The organism is Mycobacterium zoologicum (genome assembly GCF_020181635.2).
GTDB lineage: Bacteria > Actinomycetota > Actinomycetes > Mycobacteriales > Mycobacteriaceae > Mycobacterium > Mycobacterium zoologicum.
The window spans coordinates 157,494-179,466 of record NZ_JAYJJS010000004.1; the positions used below are offsets into that span (position 1 = coordinate 157,494).

The following is a 21,973-nucleotide window of genomic DNA, read 5'->3' on the forward strand; positions in this document are numbered from 1 at the left end:
GGTGTTGTGTTCGGGGTCACCGCGTAGCCAATCGACGGCGTCAGCAATCGCAGAGCGGGTGGCGGGCCCAGCGTCGCGTCATGATCGAGCCGGTGGCCGGGTCCACCTCCAGAGTGGCGTCGAGCGTCGGGGGCGGCGCCAGCCGGCGGTCGGTGGCCGTGCCGCGCACCGCGGCGATCACCTGCTCGATCTGGCTCAGCGCCAGCGCGACGGTCGCCAGCACCGTCGCGCGGCCGGCGTGTGCGACGGTGTCGCGCAGTTGGGCGGCCAGGGCCGGCCAGGCGGCGTCGCGGTCGCGGCGATGCAGATCAGCGCAGCTCAAACAGCTTGTCCGGCCAGGTAGCACCAGCGGGCCGACGACGCCGGTGCCGTCGCGGACCCGCACCGGCAGGTGGGCCACCTGCTCGGCGTGCAGTTCGCGCAGCAGCCGCGGCTCGGTGACCAGGGCATCGGCGAGCACCACCAGATCAGTTCCGGAGCCGCTGACCACGGCGTGCGGGTGGCTTGTGCGCCGGACCACCGCACCCGAGCAGCGCAGTGATTCGACCAGTAGATCCGACAGCGGCCCGCGGCCGTGCACCCGCAGCGACGCCGCCCGGCGCGACGGCGGCGCACCGGTGTCGCACGCGGCGACCCGGGCCTCGACGAGCGCGGCCAGCAGGCGGTCCAACTGCTCGATGTCCACTTGCCCGTGCCGAGCGGCTTCACGGCGCACGGCGGCCACCGTGGACGGGGTCTGCATGCTGCGCAGCACCGCCGCCAGTCCGGCCGTGCTCAGGCCGCTGGGCGGTTGCACCAGTACCGCACGCTGCGGGTCCCAGCCGACCTGTACGGCACCGTCGGGACGCAGCAGCACCGGCAGCGCGGGGTCCAACGCGTAAGCGGTCTGGGTGGCCATGCACGTGAGCCTGGCATCCGCGGCGGCGACGTCCACTCAGTCATCCACAGGCGCCTCAGTCGCCGGTCTTGCCGCCCTCGTCGGCTTCCCGCCGGAACTCGGCGATCGCGGCGTCGATGGCCGAGTCGACCTCGCTGGACCCGCCGATGATCCGGTCGATGAACGCGGCGGGGGCGTCGATGTCGGCGGCGCTGGGCAACAGGTCGGGGTGTGCCCAGACCTGGTCGCGGGCATCGATCCCGACGGCGTCGGTGAGCCGCTCCCACAGCACCGCGGCCTCGGCCAGCTTGCGCGGACGCAGTTCCAGACCCACCAGGGTGGCGAAGGTCTGCTCGGCCGGTCCACCGGTGGCCCGGCGGCGGCGCAGCGTCTCCGAGAGCGCCGCGGTTCCCGGGATCCGGTCGCCGAGTGCGGCGGTCACCACCGTGCGCACCCAGCCCTCGATCAGGGCCAGCAGGGTCTCCAATCGCTCCAGGGCGGCCAGCTGCTCGGGGGTCGACTTGGGTTCGAACACGCCCTGGTTGAGCAGCTCCGCCATCGCCGACGGATCGCCCATCGACATCGGGTCGAAGCCCTGCGCCAGTTCCTCGATGCCGCGCATGTCGATCTTCATGCCCCGCGCATAGGCCTCGACGGTGTTCAACAGCTGGCCGGCCAGCCACGGCACATGGGTGAACAGTCGGTGATGGGCGGCCTCGCGCGCTGCCAGGAACGTGACGATCTCACTGCGCGGCAGCTCCAGCCCGCCGGCCAGCTCCTCGATGGCGCCGGGCAGCAGGGCGGCGGTTCCCTTGGGGCCCAAGGGAAGTCCGATATCGGTGGAGGTGAGCACCTCTCCGGAGAGCCGGCCCAGGGCCTGGCCGAGCTGCGATCCGAACGCCAGCCCGCCCATCTGCGACATCACCGACAGCAGCGGACCGGCCATGCTCTTGGCCTCTTCGGGCAGCGCCGACGCCCACACCGACGAGACCTGCTCGGCCATCGGGTCGCACAGCCGCTGCCAGGTGGCCATGGTGTGCTCCACCCAGTCCACCGGAGTCCAGGCGACGGCGGCGGTGGTGCCGGCCGGCAGCGAGGTCACGCCGTTGAGCCAGGTCTCGGCCAGGTGCACCGCGTCGCCGATCGCGGTGTTGGTCGAGTCGGTGACGGGTGCCACCGAACCGATCGACTTGGCCGCGACCTGGCGGGCCAGGTCGTAGTTGACCGGCCCGGCCGGCTTTCCGTCCGCGCCGACGCGGCCGGCGCTGCTGAACATCTGGCCGAGTTGGGTGAACATCTGGCCCAGGTCGCCCATGTTGAACGCCCCGCCGGTGCCAAAGCCCATGCCGAACGGATCGCTGGGACCCGGGCCCGAACCGGACCGGTCGCGGTCGGGGTCGTCCCCGGTAGAGAATCCGAAGGGCAGATCAGCCATGGACCCAACGGTACCGATCTGTATCGGCCGGCGTGGCACCTACGTCGTCGATGGTCGGGCTTGCCCCGGTCTCGACGGGGGCCGTTTACCATTTCCGGGGTGAACAGGCGGATTGTGACGCTGTTGGCCGCGGTGCTGCCGATGGTCGTGTTCGGCGCGCTGCTGGCGGTGGTGACGGTGCCCTTCGTGTCGCTGGGCCCGGGGCCCACCTTCGACACCCTCGGCACGGTCGACGGCAAGCAGGTGGTCGATATCCAGGGCACCGAGACGCACCCCACCACCGGCCACCTCAACATGACCACGGTGTCGCAGCGCGACGGGCTCACCCTCGGCGAGGCGCTGACGCTGTGGTTGTCCGGTCGCGAGCAGTTGATGCCTCGTGACCTGGTCTATCCGCCCGACAAGTCCCGTGAGGAGGTGGACCGCGACAACGACGACGACTTCCGGGCCTCCGAGCAGAGCGCCGAATACGCCGCGCTGGGCTACCTGCGTTACCCGAGCGCGGTGACGCTGGCCGACGTACACGACCCGGGCCCTTCTGCGGGTGCCCTCAAGCGTGGCGACGCGGTCGATGCGGTCAACGGTGAACCCGTCTACACCGTGGAGCAGTTCACCAAGCGACTGGCGGCCACCAAGCCCGGTGAGAAGGTGGTGATCGACTACCGGCGCAAGAACGCCGCGCCCGGAACCGCCCGGATTACGCTGGGAGAGAACAAGGACCGCGCCAACGGATTTCTGGGTGTCTCGGTGCTCGATGCGCCGTGGGCGCCGTTCACCATCGAGTTCAACCTGGCCAACATCGGTGGGCCGTCGGCGGGGCTGATGTTCTCCCTGGCGGTGATCGACAAGCTCACCACCGGGGAGTTGGCCGGGCCGAAATTCATTGCCGGAACGGGTGTCATCAAGTCGAACGGCCAGGTCGACCCGATCGGCGGCATCACCCACAAGATGATCGCGGCCAAGGAGGCCGGCGCGACGGTGTTCCTGGTGCCGACCGACAACTGTTACGAGGCGCGGTCGGACGATGTCGGCCTGCAGCTGGTCAAGGTCGACAGTCTGGCCCGGGCGGTGGATGCGTTGAAGACCCTCGCCGACGGAGGTCAGCCACCGTCCTGCTGAGCGGGGTGTTGGCTACAGTGGGCGCATCAGCACCCAACCGATTTAGGAGCGTGGCCTGTGGGTATGCGACCCACCGCGAGGATGCCGAAACTGACCCCGCGCAGCCGGATCATGGTCGGCAGTGCCATCACCGTGATCCTGCTGCTGCTGGTGGCGCCGCGGATGATCGACGGCTACGTCGACTGGTTGTGGTTCGGGGAGCTGGGCTACCGGTCGGTGTTCGTCACGACGCTGCTGACCCGTCTGGTCGCCTTCGTGGTGGTGGCGCTGGTGGTCGGCGGGATCGTGTTCGCCGGGATGGCGATGGCGTTTCGGGTCCGGCCGGTGTTCGTGCCGACCAACGGTGCCAACGATCCGGTGGCGCGCTACCGCACCGTCGTGCTGTCGCGGCTGCGGACGGTCGGATTCGGGATCCCGGCGGGTGTGGGCCTGCTGGCCGGGATCGTCGCGCAGAGCTACTGGGTGCGCATCCAGCTGTTCCTGCACGGCGGTGAATTCGGTATCGCGGATCCGCAATTCGGCAGGGACCTCGGTTTCTACGCCTTCGATCTGCCGTTCTACCGACTTGTGCTCGGGCTGCTGCTGGTGACGTTCTTCCTGGCCGCACTGGCGAACCTGACGACGCACTACATCTTCGGTGGAATCCGGCTGTCCGGCCGCGCCGGTGCGCTGAGCCGTCCGGCCCGCATTCAGGTGGTCAGCCTGGTCGGCACCCTGGTGCTGCTCAAGGCCGGGTCCTACTGGCTGGACCGCTATGAACTGCTCAGCCACACCCGGGCCGGCAAACCCTTCACCGGCGCCGGCTACACCGACATCAATGCGGTGCTGCCCGCCAAGATGATCCTGCTGGCGATCGCGCTGATCTGCGCGGTGGCGGTGTTCTCGGCGATCGTGTTGCGCGACTTGCAGATTCCGGCGGTCGGTCTGGTGCTGTTGCTGCTGTCGTCGGTGATCGTCGGCGCGGGCTGGCCGCTGATCGTGGAGCAGTTCAGCGTCAAACCCAACGCGGCACAGAAGGAAAGCGAGTACATCTCGCGTTCCATCACGGCGACCCGGCACGCCTACGGGCTGACTGAGGACGTGGTGACCTACCGCAACTACGGCTCGGATACCCGGGCCACCGCCGCGCAGGTGGGCGCCGACGCGGCCACCACATCGAACATCCGGCTGCTGGACCCGACGATCGTCAGTCCGGCCTTCACGCAGTTCCAGCAGGGCAAGAACTTCTACTTCTTCCCCGACCAGCTCACCATCGACCGCTACCGCGACGACGACGGCCAGCTGCGCGACTATGTCGTCGCCGCCCGAGAGCTCAACCCGGACCGGTTGATCGACAACCAGCGCGACTGGATCAACCGACACACCGTCTACACCCACGGCAACGGGTTCATCGCCTCGCCTGCCAACACGGTGCGCGGAATCGCCAACGACCCCAACCAGAACGGCGGCTACCCGGAGTTCCTGGCCAACGTCGTCGGGGCCAACGGCGGGGTGGTCTCCCAGGGGCCGGCCCGCCTGGACCAGCCGCGCGTCTACTACGGACCGGTGATCGCCGACACCCTCGCGGACTACGCGATCGTCGGGCGCAATGGCAACGACCGCGAATACGACTACGAGACCAACACCGAGACCAAGAACTACACCTACACCGGTACCGGCGGGGTCGACATCGGAAACTGGTTGGCCCGCAGCGTGTTCGCCGCGAAGTTCGCCGAGCGAAATTTCTTGTTCTCCAATGTGATCGGCTCGGACAGCAAGATTCTGTTCAACCGTGACCCGGCCGGCCGCGTGCAGGCCGTGGCACCATGGCTGACCACCGACTCGACGGTGTACCCGGCGATCGTCAACAAGCGGCTGGTGTGGATCATCGACGGCTACACCACCTTGGACAACTACCCGTACTCGGAGCTGACGTCACTGTCGTCGGCGACCATGGACTCCAAAGAGGTGGAGTTCAACCGGCTGCTGCCGGATCGGCGGGTGTCCTACATTCGCAACTCGGTCAAGGCCACCGTCGACGCCTACGACGGAACGGTGCACCTCTACGCCCAGGACGAGCAGGACCCGGTGCTGCAGGCGTGGATGAAGGTGTTCCCGGGAACGGTCAAGCCCAAGGCGGACATCTCGCCCGAGTTGGCCGACCACCTGCGCTATCCCGAGGACCTGTTCAAGGTGCAGCGCATGCTGCTGGCCAAGTATCACGTCAACGACCCGGTGACCTTCTTCTCCACGTCGGACTTCTGGGATGTGCCGCTGGACCCCAACCCGACCGCCAGCAGCTTCCAGCCGCCGTTCTACATCGTGGCGAAAAACCTTGTGAAAGAGGATGGTTCGGCTTCGTACCAGCTGACCAGCGCGATGAACCGGTTCAAGCGCGACTACCTGGCGGCCTACATCTCGGCCAGCTCCGACCCGGACACCTACGGCAAGATCACCGTTCTGACCATTCCCGGTCAGGTCAACGGTCCCAAGCTGGCCAACAACGCGATCACCACCGACACCGCCGTCAGCCAGGACCTGGGTGTGATCGGGCGCGACAACCAGAACCGAATCCGGTGGGGCAATCTGCTGACGCTGCCGGTGGCCCAGGGCGGCCTGCTCTATGTCGAGCCCGTCTATGCCTCACCGGGTTCCAGTGACGCCGCGTCGTCCTACCCGCGCCTTATTCGGGTGGCGATGATGTACAACGACAAGATCGGTTACGGGCCGACGGTCTCCGATGCGCTGACCGGCCTGTTCGGACCGGGCGCCAGTGCCGCGGCCACCGACATCACACCCACCGACGGCGGCGGGGCCCAGCAGCAGAAGCCGCCGGCCGCCCCGCCCGTCGCAGCGGTGCCGGCGCCGCCACCGCCGTCGGGTGCCGCGGGGCTGTCGCCGGCGAAGGCGGCCGCGCTGCGCGAGATCGACGCGGCGATCAGCGCGGTGCGCGACACCCAGCGCCGGGGCGACTTCGCCGGCTACGGGGCTGCGCTGCAACGCCTCGACGACGCCATGGCCAAGTACAACAACGCCAAGTAGGGCGCGGGAGGCGGCTCAGGCGCCGAACAGTACGGCGTGCATCAGTGTGCGCACGCACGCCTGCGCGTAGTTGAACTGCTCCGGCTCGCTGTGATCCTCAGTGCGGTCGTAGTGCACCAGCCGCCCGACGTCGACCACCAAGCCCATCGCCGCGTGGACCAGGAATCGCGCAGTCATCGCGCTGAGATCCGGGCGCACGGCCAGCAGCAACCCGACCCAGGAGTCGATGGTGGATCGCTGAACGTTGCGCAGTAGCGTGCGGTCGATCTCGCAGAGATGGACCTGCTCGCTGTAGTAGATCGAGGCGAGCTCCGGGTTGGCGAACGAGGTGGCGACGTAGATGTCGACCAGTTGTGTCAGTGCTTCTCGCGGTTCGGAACGATTGGTGTTGACCACCGACAGCTCCGCGGAGAGCCGATCCGACGAGCGTCGCAGCGCGGTGCTGAGGATGTCGGCCTTGCCCGGAAAGTAGCGGTAGATGCCCGATGCTCGAAGATGGGCGAGCTTGGCGATCTGGGCCACACTGGTCTCGGGGTAGCCGTGCCGGTGAAACAACGTCATCGCGGCGTGCAGCACCGCTTCGTAGACTCCGGCATCCGCGGTGAAGATGCGTTCCCCGCGCACCCCGGGTGTGAAGTTGTCCGGGGTGGGCAGGGGAGTGTTCAGCATTGCCCACGACGCCTGCATCAGCAGCTCTTTGATCTGCTCGGCGGGGGCGCGCAGCCGGTGGTCGGTGATGCCGCCGACAACGCTGAGCACCGCCGCCGACAGCATTTGATGATGCAGCGGTGGGGATTCCGGCAGCAGCTCGGCCATCGGCAGCTGGAGGCGCTGATTGACCAGCCGCAACTGATCCAACAGCAGGGTGGCATCGTCGTCGCGCAGGTAGCGGGCCTGCCATCGGTAGAGGCCGCCGGATTCCCGGTTGCGCAGCGCGGTGTCGATCAGGGCCGCGATGAGCTGATCCAGTGCACCGGCCGGGCCGGCGTCGAGGTCGGGTTCGATGTCGGTGCCGTCGACCAGTTGTTGACTCAGCGCCAACACCGCGACTCTGAACAGGTCGTACTTGCTGGCGTAGTGCCGGTAGAGGGCCGGAGCCGAGATGCCGACCTCGGTGGCGATGTCTTCCACGCCGACCGTGTGATAGCCCTGGCTGCTGAACGATTCGGCGGCGGCCCGCACGATCTGGTCTTTGCGGTCCTTGGGGCGTCGCCGGACGGTCGGCGCGGCGTCAGTCATGGGTGGCGCCCAGCGGTGTCGTGGGATTGTGGTGGGCCGCGTTGCGAAGGGCGGTGCGCGCCCGGGCGTTCCAGCGGTGTCTCGGGGCCAGCGTCGAAATCTGGCTCAACCGGACGAACTGCCGCAGTGACCATTGGTCGGCGGCGCTGACGTCGATTCCGGCGAGCTCGCGGGCCAGGGGATGCTGCAGTGCGCGGATCGCGGGTTGGGGGACTGCGCGCATCCACCAGTCGGTGGGGGCGAAGATCTGTTCGCGGAACGGCTCGAAGTGCGGGCCGGACATCAGGTTTGAGCGGCAGTAGTCCTGGAAATAATCGCCGAACTCCGGCCAGGTCGCCGGCATCGGCCGGGTGGATACGCCGTACCGGCGATACCAGCTGCAACATTCGGAGTAGAGCTGCTCGTGCTCGTCGGCGTCGAGCCTGCGGATGAATGTGTTGACCATGACGAACAGCGACTCTACGTAGGCACTGTGCTGAAAATGGAAGGTATCGGGATTCAGCGCGTGGTACTTGTGTCCGAAGGCGTCGACGCCCTTGACGTGCTCGTGGGAGAACCGCATCTGCGGGCTCATGTCGCGATCGGAGTAGGCGTAGTTGACGGCCTGGGTGACGGTGCGCCGCTTGTGCAGCCAGATGCGGTCCCGCATCAGGGCATGCTCGGTGATCCCGGCGGCGATACCGGGATGCAGCATCAGCAGACACACCGCCCGGGGCAGCACGAACAGGTAGCGCCGGTCGGCCAGGACATGCCACAGGATGCTCTGGGGACCCAGTCCGTCGTCGTGGCTCCGCGACATGATCAGATCAGCGACTTGTTCCGGCGGAGGCGATACCGCAGATCGCCCATCAGCACGGCGTAGTTCGCGGTGCGGATGAATCGGGGGATGAAGCGGTTGACGAATGACACGAACAGGAAGAGGTTCTCGAACTGGCGCTGTTCGGTAGCCGACCATTCGACACCGAGCAGCTCACGAAAGACCGGTGAGAGAAAACCGATCGTCAAGAACCGCAACAGTGGAGCGAACAGCACCCGGATGATCGGGTTGACCATCTTCAATCCGATCAGGCGCAGCAGGAACTCGCGGACGGCTTCGTCCATCTCCAGTGTTCGGCAGGTGGTGTTCCAATAGGTGTCGAATTCGGCCCGGGTGGCCGGCCACTGGTCGGCGGTGACCTGCAGGGTGGTGCCCAGCGGCCAGGCGTGGTGGTAGAACTCCTCGGCCTGTTCCTCGGTCATCTTGCCGCGCAGCAGCTGATAGGTGTCTTCGTAGAAGACGAAAAGGCATGCGGCGACCCACAATTGCAGGTCCCTGTCGAAGGCGTTGTATTTGACCGGACTCTCATCGGTGGAGCGGACCTGCCGGTGCGCGACGTTGATCGCATCGCGGTAGGCGGCGCGTTCCTGGTCGGTGCCCAGCACCGCGACCGCCATGTATTGCGCGGTGGTGCGCAGCCGCTTCCACGGATGTTCCATCAGTGCACCGGATTCCACCCGGCTCTCCACGACGCCGTGTCCGACGCCGGGCATGCTCATCTGCATGACGACGTTGGCGGCCGATGCGGCGGCCGACCAGAAGTCCAGTGCCTCGGTGAGGTTGACGGGTTCGTCGTCCCAGCGCGGGGTGTAGGTCTCGACGCTGATCCGGGTCTGGTCGGTGGTGAGTTCATGCAGGGTGGACATACTCCGCGATCCTTTCGATTGGGCTACGGTCCGGCCAGGTAGTGCGGTAGTTGGGCGAGTCCCCAGATGAGCCCGGCAACCCCCACCAGTGCACCGAAGAAGAGCACCACCAGTACGCCGACGCGCAACAACCGGCCTTCGGGGGAGGCCAGGTAGCGCAGCAAGCTGACGACGAGGTCGATGAGCCTCACCAGAACCATCATCGGCGGGGTCCTCCAATCAGTGTGCGGTTCATGTTCCACCGTATTCCGGGCGCAGGGCACCCGACAGTGCTTCCAGCGGCACCCGGACCACCACCGCCCCGCCGTCCATCGACCACACCAACCGGTCGGCGGGTTGTGGCTTCTCCCGCAGCATCGGGGCATCGGGCAGGTACAGCACCAGGTGATCGGTGGACAGCGCGAAGGCCCGGTAGTCGCCGGTGTATCCGCTTCCGCGGGGGCCGGGCGCGAACTCCTCCGCGGTGAACGGATAGGTGTTCGGCGTATGTGGGGGTGCCGCGGCGTCCAGGGCCGCCGGGAGTACCGGGGCCGCTGCGGTCGGGATGACGCTCATCGGGTCGACGCCCGGCTTGAACAGGTCGGCCAGGCCGAGCCGGCGGCCGGAGGCCATGTCGAAGACAAAGGTGCGGTAGGCGTTGTTGGCCTGCATCCCAAAGGGTTCCAGACATTCATGAACGACCAGTGACTGCACTGGTCCCGGCCCGGAAAAGCTCTGGTAATAGGCGATCGCGCTGCTGTCCCGCACAGCCTCGGCGCCCGAACTGCGCCACCCGTTCATCAGGCGCTGGTAGAAGTCGCGCACCACGGGGCCCGCCGCGGCGTCGTCCAGCATCGGCTCGGGAAGGTCGAAGGCGATGTAGCGCTCGGCTTTTCGCGGTGAGGTGACCAGGGTGCTGCAACGCTGACCGTCCCAGCCGGCCTGCAGTTCGCCGCAGAACCCCGCGGCGGAGCCGGCAGGCGCCGGTGCGCAGAACAGCAGCGCGGTAACGGTTCCCGTCGCGGCTGCCGCGGCGGCGAAGCGCCCGGTCACGGGTTCAGCTCCGCGGCAGCGACGTCACTGGCAAGCCAGCGCCCGCCCACCTTCTGCAGGGTGATCGCCATCGGGGTGACGTCGGCCGGCGGATCACCGGGGGCGCCCTTCACCTTGGCGCTGCTGAAGGTCTGCTGCACGAACAACAACACGGTGGCGCTGCGGGCATCAGCTGACTTCACCGCCGAGTTGACCACGCTGCCGCGGGTGGTCACCTGGTTGGCGAGCAGCAGCGCCCGAAGATCCGAACTCTGCTTGGCGTAGCGATCGTGGAACTTGCCGGTCGACCCGTCGAGGATTCTGGTGATCTGCCGGTCGATGGTGCCGGGGTTCGCGGTGGTCAGGATCTCCGCGTATTGCGTTCCGGCGTCCAGAGCCTCGCGCGCGGCGACACCGGATCGATAGTGTTGGTGGAGCAGCCAACCCTGATATCCGGCGCCGCTGAGCACGGCTATCGCGGCGAGCGCCGCTGCCGGCTTCACGATGCGCCGCAGTCGGGTGGTCATGGGTGCCATCTTCTTTCCTCAGATCAGGTCGACTTGACCGGCCAGCCATCGGCCGTCGACGCGTTCCATGGTCATCTGGATCCGGTTGCGGTCGATACGCGGTTCGGAACGGACTGCGTTGGTGATGGATTGGTCGACGAACAGCAACACCTCAACCCGGCTCGTGGTGGCCGATTTGACCGCCGCGTCGATGACGACGCCCTTCCCGGACGCCTTGTTGTCGATCAGGATCTGGCGTAGCTGCTTGGCTCCCAGGCTGTAGGCCTCCTTGAACGCTCCGGTCGCCCCGTCGAGTGCGCGGGCGTAGTTTCCGTCGATGTCGGCGGTGTCCAGGGTGGTCAGGGCGATGGCGTAGTCCTTGGCGGCCGCCAAGGCGGACTGCGCCGCGGCGGCGCGTGCATCGAGTTGGTGCAGGCGCCATCCGGCGTAGCCCGAATAGGCCAGTGCCGCGATGAGCAGCGCGGCCACCAGCGCTGCTGCCCGGTTTCGCCGCGCCGACGGCGCACCCGATTCCACGGTGGATTCCACGGGATCGGCTGTGGCGGTCTCGGTCTCGGTCTCTGCGGGATCGGTGACGGACTCCTCGAGGAGTTGGTCGAAGATGTCGGGCTCGGCGACATTTCCCATGGGGTTCGGCTTTCTCATCAGTTGGGGATCCATGCGGGCAGCGCAGGACCGCCGTCGGGAGTGGGCAGGGTGTAGGGCGGGTAGACCGGCGGCGGATCCAGAGTCGCCAGCGGATCACTTCCGGGCACCGGGCCGGCGGTGTCATCCCCCGGGGGGCGCGGCGCATTGCGGGCACCGCGGACCAACAAGGACGGGTCGTCATCGGGACAATAGGTATTGCGGTAGGGGGCAGGGAAATTCACCGCCGACGGCGACTTGCGCGGCAGGCCGTAGTCGCAGCGATGCCGCGGGTAGATGTCGGCGATCACCCAGACCCCGCCGTCGTGCACGGTGCCGGCCAGGCGATCCACCAGGGATCCGTGGTCGGGGCGCCACAGGTCCTGCAGGGCAGGTACCCGCAGATAGAAGATCTGCGACAGGGTGGTGAGGTTGCCCAGCAGGGCGTAGACGTTCTCGCGGTTGTCGCCGATGAAGCCGTCGACCTGCCCGAGTTCGGTGCTGCCGAGGTCGACCAGGGTGCGGAATCCGCCGTCCATCGTGTTGACGCCCTCGAGGATCTGCTGCAGGTCTTTGCTGGTTCCACGCAGTCCCGGGGCGACGTCGCCGAAGGTGGTGAACGTGATCCGGGTGTTGCGCAGCATGCTGACGGTCTCGGGCAGTACGCCGTCGAGTGTCGAGGCCAGCAACACAGTGCCGTCCAACAGCGCGGACAGCTTCTTGCCGCCTTCCGGGCTGACCCGCAGTTCGTTGAAGACCGCGGTGAGCTTCTCGGCATCCACCTGGCCCAGCGCGCCACGGCTGTCGTCGATGATCTGGGGCAGCGACACCGGCACGCCTGTCTGTTCCTGACCGATCAGTGAGCCGTCGGTCAGGTAGGGCCCGTTCTCGTGCTCGGGGCGAAAGTCGAGGTACTGCTCACCGGCGACCGACAGGCCCGATACCCGCACGGCGGTGTCGCGGGGAATCGGGCGGTCGGCGCGCACCGACACCACCGCTTCGGCTCCCGCTGCGGTCAGGTGTACGTCGGTGACCCGGCCGATCGGGATGCCGCGCACGGTGACGTCCTGATTGACCAGCAGACCGCCCGACTGCGGAAGCAGCACCCGCACCGAGATCGTCTTCTGCGCCGGATTGATCCCGACGCCGACGATCGTCACGTAGGCCGCGGCAACCACCGTGGTGAGCGCCAAACCTATGCCGGACAACAGGATGCGTTGCCGATGGCCGACCTGAACCAGCCAGACGCCCAGCCTGGCGAATAGGTCGAGGAGGTCGAGGAACGGTCTCACCGCTGCGCTCCGTAGATTCGGGAGAGCAGGATGTTCCACTCGTAGCGCAGGTCGCCGATCATCAGATGCCAGTCGGTGCCGTCTGACCAATGGAATTCGGGGTCGCCCGGGTAGTTCTTGTCGGGCCAGGGCACCAGCGTGATCTTGTCGATCTCTCCTTTGACGTGGGCGGCGGGGCCGTTGAAGGTCTTCATCAAGATCCCCAAGAACCGGTTGAACGACACCAAAGACAATTCCGGGTCCGTGGCGATGTCGTTGAATACACCGGCCATCTTGTTGATGTCGGCGGTGAGGCTGCGGGTGTCGGTGCCCTGCAACGACGGAAAACGGGACAGTTGCCGGGTGATCCGCGCGCCGGTGTCGACCAGATCGATCAAGCCGGAGGTGTTGTCGGAGATGACGTTGAGCGCCGGTGCCAGGTGGGTCAGTGCGTCGTCGAAGGTGGCCTGACGCTCCGACATGGTCGCGGCCAGATCCGAGGACTTGCGCAGCGTCAGGTCCAACTGCGTCGACCGGGCGCTCATCCGCGACAGCAGCGTCGCCGTCTGGTCCAGCAGCAGGCCGAGCTTCTCGCCGCGCCCGCCGACTGCTTTGCCCGCACCGTTGAGCATGGACACCAGATGGCGCACCGTGCCGCCGTTGACCAGCATCGCCATCGAGCTGATCAGTTCCTCGACGGTCGGTGCGTTGGCGGTCGCGTCCAGCGCAAGCGTGGCTCCGTTGCGCAGCAGCGCAGCGTCGGCGGGCCGGTTCTTGTCCGGCCAGATCTGGACGAAGATGTCGCCCAGCGGGGTGGCCGAGCGCAGTTCGGCGGTGCTGCCGGCATACAGCGGCACATCGGATTTGATCCGCATGGTGATGTAGGCGTTGAAGTCCTGCGCCCGAATCGATTCGACCTCACCGATCTGCGCGCCGTACAACCGGACCTTGGCCTTCTCCGGCAGGTTCAGGGCATCGGAGAACACCGCGGTGATGGTGTAGTAGGGCCCGCCGCCACCGGGTGCGGGCAGGGCCACGCTCTGCAGGTCCAGGCCGCATCCGACCGTCAGCAACGCCGTTGCGAACGCCAGCGTGGCGCGAAGCGCGCGCATCACACGCCGCGTCACGGTTGGTCACCGATCCCGTCCTGCATCAGGTCGAGCATGCTGCCCAGCCCGAAGTCCGGCCCGTAGTCGGCCAGCGTTCCGGTCGCGCACGCCAGCTGCTTCAGCCCCATCAGGTTGCAGATCTCCTTGCCGAACTGGCTGTTGAACAGTGTCTTGCCCAGCAGCAGGTGGGATCGCAGGCTGCCCGCGTGGTCGTCGATGATGTTGTAGAAGTTGTCGACGAACAGTGGTCCTACGTCGAGGATTTCGCGCAGGTCGCGTTCGTTGTCGGTCAGCGTGGTGGCCACCGTGCGGACATCGGAGAACGCGTCGCGCAGTCGGTCCTGGTTGCCTTCGAGCAGCCGCGAGGTCTCGGCGAGCAGCCGGTTGATCTTGGCACCGGTCTTGCCGGAGCCGAGGTTCTCCGCGGCCAGTATCCCGCTGAGTTGATGTACGTAGGAGCCGAATTCGCGTAGCGCGGCGTCATTTCGGGACGCGGCCTCGCTGAGTTCGGAAACGCCGGTGATGATCGTCTGGATGGTCTTCTTGCTATGTTCGCCCTTGTCCGATCCGACCTGCAGGGCTTGCGAGAGCCGACCCAACGTCGCCTTGATATCCGGCCCGTTGCCGACGGTGATCTGTGATCCCAGCGCCACGAACTCACCGAGCGGTCCCGAGTTCTTGTCGTCCCCGCGCAGTGCGCTGCCCAGCTTGTGCATCATCGCCAGGGTGCGTTCGAACTCGACCGGTGTGCGGGTGCGGTCGGTGCTGAGCACATCGCCGTTACGCAATTTGGGGCCGCCGGTGTATGCCGGGGTGAGTTCGACGTGGCGGTCGGTGAGCACTGAGGAGGAGACGGTGACGGCCTGTGCGTCGGCGGGGATGTCCACCCCGGCGTCGATCGCGAGCTCGACCTCGACGTAGCCGCCCCTGGGGGTGATGCCGGTGACCTTGCCGACGTCCATTCCCAGCACCGATACTCCGTTGCCGATGTAAAGGCCGACGGCGTCGGAGAACTGGGCGGTCACCCGGGTCTTGTGCAGGGCTATCCGGGGCAGGTCGGGGATCAGCTGGGGGACCACCGCGGCGCCGGTCACGGCCAGGACCATCGCCGCCGCGCCGGCGAGTGTGTAGAGCTTGAGGGCCCGGCTCATTCGCAGTCCTTGAAGTACTCGACGAGGTTGAACTGCCGGGCGCGTCCACTGAGGGCACACATCCAGGAGTCGACGAAGACACCGGCCGGCAGGAAGACGTCGACCGCGTTGCCGCTGCCGGTGGCGTTGGTGAAGTTGCGCAGCGCCACCGGGGTGGACTGCAGGAAGCTGCGCAGCAATGCGTCGTGGTCGGCGGTCATCTTCATGAACTCACCGAAGTCACCGATCATCTGATTGACGCCCGCCTCGTCGCCCAAGATCCCGTGGGCGCGGTCGATGAGCAGCGTGGCGCTGGCGAACAGCTGCTGCACGGCCGCACGCCGGGTAGCGATCTCGCGCAGCACATCCCGGCCTTGCAGCACCAGCGCACCGAGGTTGGCCCGCTGAGTGCGCAGCATCGTGGTCAACGTCTCGGTGTTGGTCAACAGGGTGCCGAGTTGGTCGCGGCGGTCGGCGATGATGTCGGCCATCGCCTGCAGGTTCTTCAAACTCTGCGGCAGTTCCTGCGCGACCCCGCCGAGGTTGGCGTTGAGCGTGTTCAGCGAGTCGACGAATCGGTCGGCGTCAACCGGTCCCAAGGTGCGGGTCGCCCCTGCCAGGGTTCGCTGCAAGTCGTAGGGAACCTCGGTGTGCGCCAGGGTGATGCGGCGATTCGTCAGTGCTCCGGTGCCCGCCGGTGACAGTTCCAGGTAGCGCGATCCCAGGATGGTCGTGAGTTTGATCGCGGCGCGGGTATCGGCGCCCAGGGGGATGCCGCGCTCGACGTTGAATCCGACCACCACGTGGTCGCCGGCCAGCTTGACGCGTTCCACGGTGCCGACCTTGACGCCGGCGATGGTCACCACCGCACCGGAACGGATCTGAGCCGCCTGGGCGAATTCGCCTTGGTAGCGGGTCCTTCCAACGCCCAGGCCGGAGTAGACGACGGTGGCGAGCAGCACCGTGGCGATGACGATGATCGAGACCACGCCCAGCCACGGCCTGCTGAAGGACTCGATGGGGCGTTTGAGCGCGGCCGGAAAGGGGCTCATCGGCACGCCGCCGAGTGCTGGTGGGCGAGGCCTTCGCTCGCGGTGGCCGCGCCGACGAACGCCCGGAACCAGTTGAACAACCCGCGCCACAGGCCGAAGTCGAGCTCGCAGGCATAGACGTCGCTGTAGGTGCCGCTCTGGGTGACCCGGGCAAGCCCCTGCAGGACATACGGCAGGTTCGCCGCCATGTAGGCGAACCGTTCACGGCCGTCGTTCACCCCGTAGTTGAGCAGCCCGGGCTGGCGCCCGATGAACTCTTCGAGATCGGGTGAGATGTTGTCGACGATGGTCGACAGTCGTGCCATGGTGGCATTGATCGAGCCCACCGAGTCGATCAGCGGCTCGCGCTGGTTGGCCAGGGTGACCATGGTGTCGCGGGACTGACGGATCATCCTCTCCAGGTTGGTGCTCTGGCCGGCCAGGTCTGCCATCAGCCGGTCCAGGTTGACGATGAGCGTGCTGAGCACCTCGTCGGGTCCGGCGAAGGTCTCGGCCATCTGCGAGGCCTGGGTGATCAGCGTCAGCATCGATGACTTGTTGCCCTGTAGCGCAAGGACTGTCGCATTGCTGATGTTGTCGATCTGCTCGGGGTCGAGCTCGGCGAACAGCGGCTCGAATCCATTGAGCATGTAGGAGACGTCCAACGACGGATTGGTGTGTTCGATCGGTATCTGGCCGTGGTCGGGCAGGGTGTCGTGGTTGTCACCGGGCCCCTGGGCCAGACCGAGGTAGCGCTGCCCGATGATGCTCTGATACGTCACCGAGGCGACCGTGTTCCGATAGAGCCGCTGGTCGCGTTGCACCCGGAACTGCACTTTGGCGGTGGTGCCCTGCAGGCTGACCCGGTCGACGCGCCCGACCCGCACACCGGCGACACGGACGTCGTCGCCGGGGCGCATGCCGGAGGCGTCGCTGAAGATCGCCGAATAGGTGTAGGTGGGCCCGGCGATGTCGCGGCGCAACGTGTTGTAGACCATCCAGGTGACGGTCAGGGCGAAGGTGGTGAAGATGGCCATGCCGATCACCGATCTGCTGCGTTGCCTCACCGGCCACCTTCTTTCGCGGTCTGGGACAGGTGCACCGTGCTACCGCGCAGCAACGGGGCGAGCAGCAGCACGGTGGGGGTATCGGCGCTGCCGGCGATCAGGCTGATCTGCTGCTTCTCCTGCGGACTTCCGACCAGTCCGACGTTGCCGCCTGCGACCGCCCCCTGCGGCTCGGCGGCCGGGACCTCGGCCGGGGGTCCCGGCGGCGGGGGGATCGGTGGCCCCTGCGGATCGCCCGGCATGGAGTGCCGCGGTGGGGTGACGTTTGGGCGATTCTCGGTCATGCCCGGGGTGGGTGATACGCCCTGAGATTCCAGCGCTGGGAACAGGTCCGGCGCGGTGGGCACCTCCGGTGCGGTCGCGCAGCTCGGCCCGGCCAGCTCGCCGTAACGTGGGCAGTCCGCGCGGACGTAGGTGCGGCTCGGCGTCAGTGCGATCGCCGCCTTGACCTGGAGCAGATTCTCGTTCGGATCCCAGATTATGTCGTAGATCCGATCGGCAAGAGTCTGCAACTTGGTTGACACGCCGTGGAATTCATCGGCGTGATCCGCGATCACCCCGAGAGCGGGGGTGAATTGACTGGTGATCGTGATCATCCGCTCGGACTGATTCTCCAGGGCGCCGGCCAGCGTGGTCGCGGTGTCGGTTCCGCCAGCCAGCAGACTGGACAGCTGCGGTCCCTTCTCGGCGATGGTGGCCATCGGCCGGATCGACCGGTCGAGTGCATCGAACAGTTCGGGCGACGCCTGCTGCAGGCCTTCGGCTGCCGCCGTGAGTGCGGACAAGGTGGTCGGCCCGGCGTCATCCTCGGCGACAACGGAGTTCAGCTGCGCCAGAATCTCGTTCAGGTTGTGTCCGGTGTCGGTGAGTTCCTGGCCGCGCCCGTGGGTGGCGGTGCCCAGGGCCGCGATCACGCCGACGGTGGTGTCGTCGGGTTTGCGGCCCAGAGGGCTGATCAACTGCCGGAGTTTGTTCAGTACGTTCTGGAACAGCACGGTGGGTAGTGACTCGTCTTCGAGGACCACGGCACCCGAGCGGAGGTGGTCGCGGGCAATGCCATTGTCCACCAGCTGGATCGCCGACACGGCGAACAGGTTGGCCGGTACGACCCGGGCGGTAACGGTGTCGGGGATGTTGACCGCATGTTCGGGTTTGAGCACGATGTGAACTTCGTTGGGCAGCCCGTGCGTGGACGGGGTGATGTCGGAGACCGAGCCGACCAGCAGTTCGTGGTACTTCACATCGGAGCGAGGCGGCAGGCCGTCGCCGATGTTGGTCAGCCGCACGTTGACTCGCACCAGGTTGTCCAGGCGGCCCTGGGATTTGGCGACCATGAGCGTCGCGATGGCGACGGCGACGATGATGAACACCACGCCCAGCACGAACACCCGAAGGTTGGAGGGCCCGCGCGGATCGGTGTCGAATGAGTTGGGCATCGCCTAACCCCCGAACCTGGCGCCGGATTCGACGCCCCACAGCGCCATGGTCATGAACATGTTGACCACAACCACCGCGGTCACGCTGGTGCGCATCGCCCGTCCGGCGGCCACCCCGACCCCTGCCGGGCCGCCCGATGCGACGAACCCGTAGTAGCTCTGAATGGTCGAGGACACGAACACGAACACGGTGGCTTTGAACGTCGCGTACAGCACGTCGCGGCCGTTGACGAACAGTGAGAAGTAGTGCAGGTAGGACCCGTTGGACTGCCCGGAGATCAGGATGACGGAGAACTGGCAGGACACGTAGGCGATGCCCAGCGCCACCAGGAACAGTGGGACCACCGCGATCACCGATGCGACGGCCCGGGTCGTGACCAGGAACGGGATGGGGTTGATCGCCATCGCTTCGAGCGAGTCGATCTCCTCGTTGATGCGCATGGCGCCGAGCTGGGCGGTGAAGCGGCAGCCGGCCTGGGCGATGAACGCCATCCCCACCATGATCGGGGCGAGTTCGCGGGTGGTGGCGAACGAGGAGATCAGGCCGGTGGCGGGTCCCAGGCCGAGCAGGTCCAGCACGTTGTAGCCCTCGACGGCGACCAGCGCACCGGCGATCGCCCCGAGTGCCAGTGCGACGGCGATGGTGCCACCGCCCACCACGATCGACCCGTTGCCCCAGGCGATGTCGGAGAGCAGTCGCAGCATCTCGCGCCGATAGTGACGCAGCATGGTCGGTATCGAGGCGAGGGTTCGGCCGAAGAAATGCACCAGATGGCCGGCGCGGGCCACCGCCAAGAACACGCCACTGAACAGACCGGTGACCGACCGCAGCCCGGGTATCTCAAAAGCGCTGGGAATGACCATTGTCTACAGCGCCTGCCTGGGGAACAGGATCACGTAGAGCTGGCTCATCAAGACGTTGACGAACATCAGAAGCAGGATGGACTCGACGACGGCGGCGTTCACCGAGTTGGCGACGCCGGCGGGTCCGCCGTGGCTGTCGAGGCCCTTCTGGCAGCTGACGATCGCGACGATCATCCCGAAGACGATCGATTTGGCGAATGCCAGCCACATGTCTCCGACGTCGGAGAACGACGAGAAGGTGGCGATGAACGAGCCGGCGGTCCCGTTCTGCAGGAAAACGTTGAAGATGTAGCCGGCGACGTAGCCGACGAAAAAGGTGATGCCGGTGAGCAGTACGCCGACGGTCATCAGGGCGGCCAGTCGCGGAACCACCAGACGCCGCACCGGTGAGACGCCCATGACCTCCATGGCCTGGATCTCTTCGCGCATGGCCCGTGAGCCCAGGTCGGCGCAGACCGCGGAACCGACGGCCACCGCGAGCAGCATCGCGGCGACCAGGGGAGCCGCCTGGCGGATGATGACCAGCCCGGTGGCCGCGCCGGCCAGTGATGAGGCGCCGACTTGGCCGGCTAGCACACTGAACTGGATCGAGAGTGTCACTCCCACCGGGATGGTGACGAAAACCGTTGGCAGGAAAGCGGCGCCGGCCACGAACGCCGTCTGGTCGATGAACTCGCCGAGCAGCAGCCGGCCGGTGAACAGGTCGACGAACAGGTACTGGACGGCTCGCACCCCCAGTACCACTTGGCTGCCGCCGGTGCCCAGCGACTGGATCGGATGGTTCTGCAGGTACTGCACGAGCCAGTCGACGACGGCGCGCAGGCCTGCTCGGCCGGCCAGTTGTCGGTCGGCGAGTTGGATCAGCCGACGCGCGGAATCCGGTGTGGCCATCGGGTCACTGCATGCACACGTTGGAGACCAGCAGCACCGGCCACGACACGATCGACCCTAGGAAGGACACGATCAGGTCAAGTCCTTGCATCTCGTGCAGGTGCGCGGTGTGGGTCAACGACCAGACCAACCCGATGATCAGGTAGGGCGTGCCGATGATCAGGCCCATGCCGATCAGTTCACCGACGCTCATCCGATAGCTGAGTAGACGGCCAATGCCGTCGACAATGCCTGGCATCTGAAAGTTCTCCCGACTCTTCTGGTCCCGCCGCAGCGGGATGTGATGCAGGACTCAATTGGCTTGTGCGAGAAGCATGCCACGGCCGAGGCCGCGCTGCAAGAGGAAAGTTAATTTTGCATTCCCGATTTTGCCCTCGATAGTCGCAGGACGCGCTGGGTAGAAGTGGATGCGGGCCCCAGATTAGTTAATTTTGATTACAGGCCGATTTGAGCCGCTGCGTTCCCACGACGGGCTGGCGAGGGCTTCGACAGCAGGCGATTTGGCGCGGTCGCCGCCTATTCGGTAACCTCGTACCTACCGACGCGGGGTGGAGCAGCTCGGTAGCTCGCTGGGCTCATAACCCAGAGGTCGCAGGTTCGAATCCTGTCCCCGCTACTAGTGGAAGGTGGCCCCCGGAGAAGTTTCCGGGGGCCACTTTTTCAGCTTCCTACGGCCCGACGCCGACCCAGCGACGGTACGTCGCCACATCGACGTTGCTGCCGCACACGATGGTGACGACGTGCCGACCGGCGAAGCGGGAGCGATCCTCCAGGATCGCGGCGACACCGAGTGCGGCCGAGGGTTCGACGACCAGACCCGCATGATCGAGAAGCAGTCGCATACCGGCGATGATCGAGCTCTCCCGGACCAGGACGGCGTCGTCGGCGACTTGCAGGAGATCGTCCAATGCGGCCGGGATAGGGCTGCGGCTGGCAACGCCGTCGGCGATAGTGGTGGTCGAGTCCGTGGTGACGACGCGCCGTTGCTGCCACGAGTACGTCATCGCAGGCGCGCCCAACGGCTGAACACCGATCACCTCGACGCCGGGCGCCAGCTCCTTCATCACATGACCGACACCGATGGTCAGTGCCCCTCCGCCGAGTGCGATCAAGACCGCGTCGAATGACGTTGCGGCGTCCACCAATTCCAGCCCGATGGTCGCCGCGCCTTCGCAGGTCTCGATGTCCACGGTGTCTTGGACCAGTCGGATGCCCTCGTGGCGCGCGATGGTCTGCGCCCGTTCGCGTGCCACATCGAAGTCACCGTCCACCAACTCCAGCCGGGCGCCCAATTCGCGGATGCGATCAAGCTTGGCGGCCGGCGCAGCATGCGATGCCACGACGGTGACGGTGAGTCCCCGGCGTCGACCGGACCAGGCGAGGGCATGGCCGAGATTGCCTGCGCTGGCGCACACCACCGCCTGCGCGCCGTCCTCGACGAGGCGGCTCGCGACGACCTCGGCACCGCGGGCTTTGAAACTGCGGACCGGGTTCAGTGTTTCGAGTTTGATGCTCACCGCGCACCCGAGTTCGGCTTCCAGCCCGTCGCAGCGGTACAGCGGGGTATCGAGAAAAGCCGGATCGATGACCCCGCGGGCCGCTCGGATCCGGGCAGTGTCCAGGCGTGTCCGCTGCACG

At 66.7% G+C, this 21,973-nt stretch carries 21 protein-coding genes and 1 tRNA gene; 3 read left to right on the plus strand and 19 right to left on the minus strand.

Annotated features, from left to right (window positions below):
* Positions 1 to 40: 40 nt before the first annotated feature.
* Together K6T84_RS04960 and K6T84_RS04965 are read right to left on the minus strand one after the other, a co-directional pair.
* Positions 41 to 898, minus strand: a complete 858-nt coding sequence (locus tag K6T84_RS04960) for a TOMM precursor leader peptide-binding protein (protein ID WP_225400419.1) — start codon at positions 896 to 898, stop codon at positions 41 to 43.
* Positions 899 to 953: 55 nt separating this feature from the next.
* Positions 954 to 2,312: a zinc-dependent metalloprotease gene (locus K6T84_RS04965; RefSeq protein WP_225400418.1), complete on the minus strand. Its 1,359-nt coding sequence runs from the start codon at positions 2,310 to 2,312 to the stop codon at positions 954 to 956.
* A gap of 99 nt (positions 2,313 to 2,411) precedes the next feature.
* On the opposite strand from K6T84_RS04965, the gene K6T84_RS04970 reads away from it, so the two are divergent.
* Together K6T84_RS04970 and K6T84_RS04975 are read left to right on the plus strand one after the other, a co-directional pair.
* Positions 2,412 to 3,431, plus strand: coding sequence for a YlbL family protein (locus tag K6T84_RS04970; RefSeq protein WP_225396740.1), 1,020 nt, complete (start codon positions 2,412 to 2,414; stop codon positions 3,429 to 3,431).
* Positions 3,432 to 3,488: 57 nt separating this feature from the next.
* Complete coding sequence (locus K6T84_RS04975) at positions 3,489 to 6,452, plus strand: UPF0182 family protein (protein ID WP_225396739.1); 2,964 nt, start codon at positions 3,489 to 3,491, stop codon at positions 6,450 to 6,452.
* A 15-nt stretch (positions 6,453 to 6,467) separates the two neighbouring features.
* Here the strand turns inward: K6T84_RS04975 and K6T84_RS04980 are convergent, their stop codons facing one another.
* The 16 genes from K6T84_RS04980 to K6T84_RS05055 are packed head-to-tail and all read right to left on the minus strand — an operon-like array spanning position 6,468 to position 20,564.
* On the minus strand, positions 6,468 to 7,691 hold the full coding sequence (locus tag K6T84_RS04980) for a TetR/AcrR family transcriptional regulator (protein ID WP_225396738.1): 1,224 nt from the start codon (positions 7,689 to 7,691) through the stop codon (positions 6,468 to 6,470).
* On the minus strand, positions 7,684 to 8,490 hold the full coding sequence (locus K6T84_RS04985) for an oxygenase MpaB family protein (RefSeq protein WP_225396737.1): 807 nt from the start codon (positions 8,488 to 8,490) through the stop codon (positions 7,684 to 7,686). The genes K6T84_RS04980 and K6T84_RS04985 overlap by 8 nt, the downstream gene beginning before the upstream one ends.
* 2 nt (positions 8,491 to 8,492) lie before the next feature.
* A complete protein-coding gene (locus tag K6T84_RS04990; protein WP_225396736.1) occupies positions 8,493 to 9,374 on the minus strand; it encodes an oxygenase MpaB family protein in 882 nt (293 codons plus the stop codon).
* Between the two features lie 23 nt (positions 9,375 to 9,397).
* The gene (locus tag K6T84_RS04995) at positions 9,398 to 9,577 is read right to left on the minus strand and encodes a hypothetical protein (RefSeq protein WP_225396735.1); all 180 of its coding nucleotides are present in this window, start codon (positions 9,575 to 9,577) and stop codon (positions 9,398 to 9,400) included.
* A 28-nt stretch (positions 9,578 to 9,605) separates the two neighbouring features.
* Positions 9,606 to 10,406 (minus strand): hypothetical protein, encoded by an 801-nt coding sequence (locus K6T84_RS05000; protein ID WP_225396734.1) that lies wholly within the window; start codon positions 10,404 to 10,406, stop codon positions 9,606 to 9,608.
* Positions 10,403 to 10,912, minus strand: coding sequence for an Rv1363c family protein (locus K6T84_RS05005; RefSeq protein ID WP_225396733.1), 510 nt, complete (start codon positions 10,910 to 10,912; stop codon positions 10,403 to 10,405). Before K6T84_RS05005 ends, K6T84_RS05000 begins: the two co-directional genes overlap by 4 nt.
* Positions 10,913 to 10,930: 18 nt before the next feature.
* Complete coding sequence (locus K6T84_RS05010; protein WP_225396732.1) at positions 10,931 to 11,557, minus strand: Rv1363c family protein; 627 nt, start codon at positions 11,555 to 11,557, stop codon at positions 10,931 to 10,933.
* Positions 11,557 to 12,828 (minus strand): MlaD family protein, encoded by a 1,272-nt coding sequence (locus K6T84_RS05015; RefSeq protein WP_225396731.1) that lies wholly within the window; start codon positions 12,826 to 12,828, stop codon positions 11,557 to 11,559. Before K6T84_RS05015 ends, K6T84_RS05010 begins: the two co-directional genes overlap by 1 nt.
* On the minus strand, positions 12,825 to 13,934 hold the full coding sequence (locus tag K6T84_RS05020; RefSeq protein WP_224861745.1) for an MlaD family protein: 1,110 nt from the start codon (positions 13,932 to 13,934) through the stop codon (positions 12,825 to 12,827). Before K6T84_RS05020 ends, K6T84_RS05015 begins: the two co-directional genes overlap by 4 nt.
* A complete protein-coding gene (locus K6T84_RS05025) occupies positions 13,931 to 15,067 on the minus strand; it encodes an MCE family protein (RefSeq protein WP_224861743.1) in 1,137 nt (378 codons plus the stop codon). The genes K6T84_RS05020 and K6T84_RS05025 overlap by 4 nt, the downstream gene beginning before the upstream one ends.
* A complete protein-coding gene (locus tag K6T84_RS05030; protein ID WP_224861741.1) occupies positions 15,064 to 16,098 on the minus strand; it encodes an MlaD family protein in 1,035 nt (344 codons plus the stop codon). The genes K6T84_RS05025 and K6T84_RS05030 overlap by 4 nt, the downstream gene beginning before the upstream one ends.
* The gene (locus K6T84_RS05035) at positions 16,095 to 17,144 is read right to left on the minus strand and encodes an MlaD family protein (protein ID WP_225400415.1); all 1,050 of its coding nucleotides are present in this window, start codon (positions 17,142 to 17,144) and stop codon (positions 16,095 to 16,097) included. Before K6T84_RS05035 ends, K6T84_RS05030 begins: the two co-directional genes overlap by 4 nt.
* A complete protein-coding gene (locus K6T84_RS05040; RefSeq protein ID WP_225396730.1) occupies positions 17,141 to 18,580 on the minus strand; it encodes an MlaD family protein in 1,440 nt (479 codons plus the stop codon). Before K6T84_RS05040 ends, K6T84_RS05035 begins: the two co-directional genes overlap by 4 nt.
* Before the next feature lie 3 nt (positions 18,581 to 18,583).
* Positions 18,584 to 19,444: an ABC transporter permease gene (locus K6T84_RS05045; protein WP_224861735.1), complete on the minus strand. Its 861-nt coding sequence runs from the start codon at positions 19,442 to 19,444 to the stop codon at positions 18,584 to 18,586.
* Between the two features lie 3 nt (positions 19,445 to 19,447).
* Entirely contained in the window at positions 19,448 to 20,335 is an 888-nt protein-coding gene (locus K6T84_RS05050) for an MlaE family ABC transporter permease (protein WP_224861733.1), read from the minus strand.
* A 4-nt stretch (positions 20,336 to 20,339) separates the two neighbouring features.
* The gene (locus K6T84_RS05055; RefSeq protein ID WP_224865886.1) at positions 20,340 to 20,564 is read right to left on the minus strand and encodes a hypothetical protein; all 225 of its coding nucleotides are present in this window, start codon (positions 20,562 to 20,564) and stop codon (positions 20,340 to 20,342) included.
* Positions 20,565 to 20,877: 313 nt separating this feature from the next.
* Between K6T84_RS05055 and K6T84_RS05060 the strand changes: the two genes are divergently transcribed.
* Positions 20,878 to 20,951 (plus strand) — tRNA-Met (locus tag K6T84_RS05060).
* A gap of 52 nt (positions 20,952 to 21,003) precedes the next feature.
* Here K6T84_RS05060 and K6T84_RS05065 read toward each other — a convergent pair.
* Positions 21,004 to 21,972: a threonine ammonia-lyase gene (locus K6T84_RS05065; RefSeq protein ID WP_224861731.1), complete on the minus strand. Its 969-nt coding sequence runs from the start codon at positions 21,970 to 21,972 to the stop codon at positions 21,004 to 21,006.
* Position 21,973: the final 1 nt, after the last annotated feature.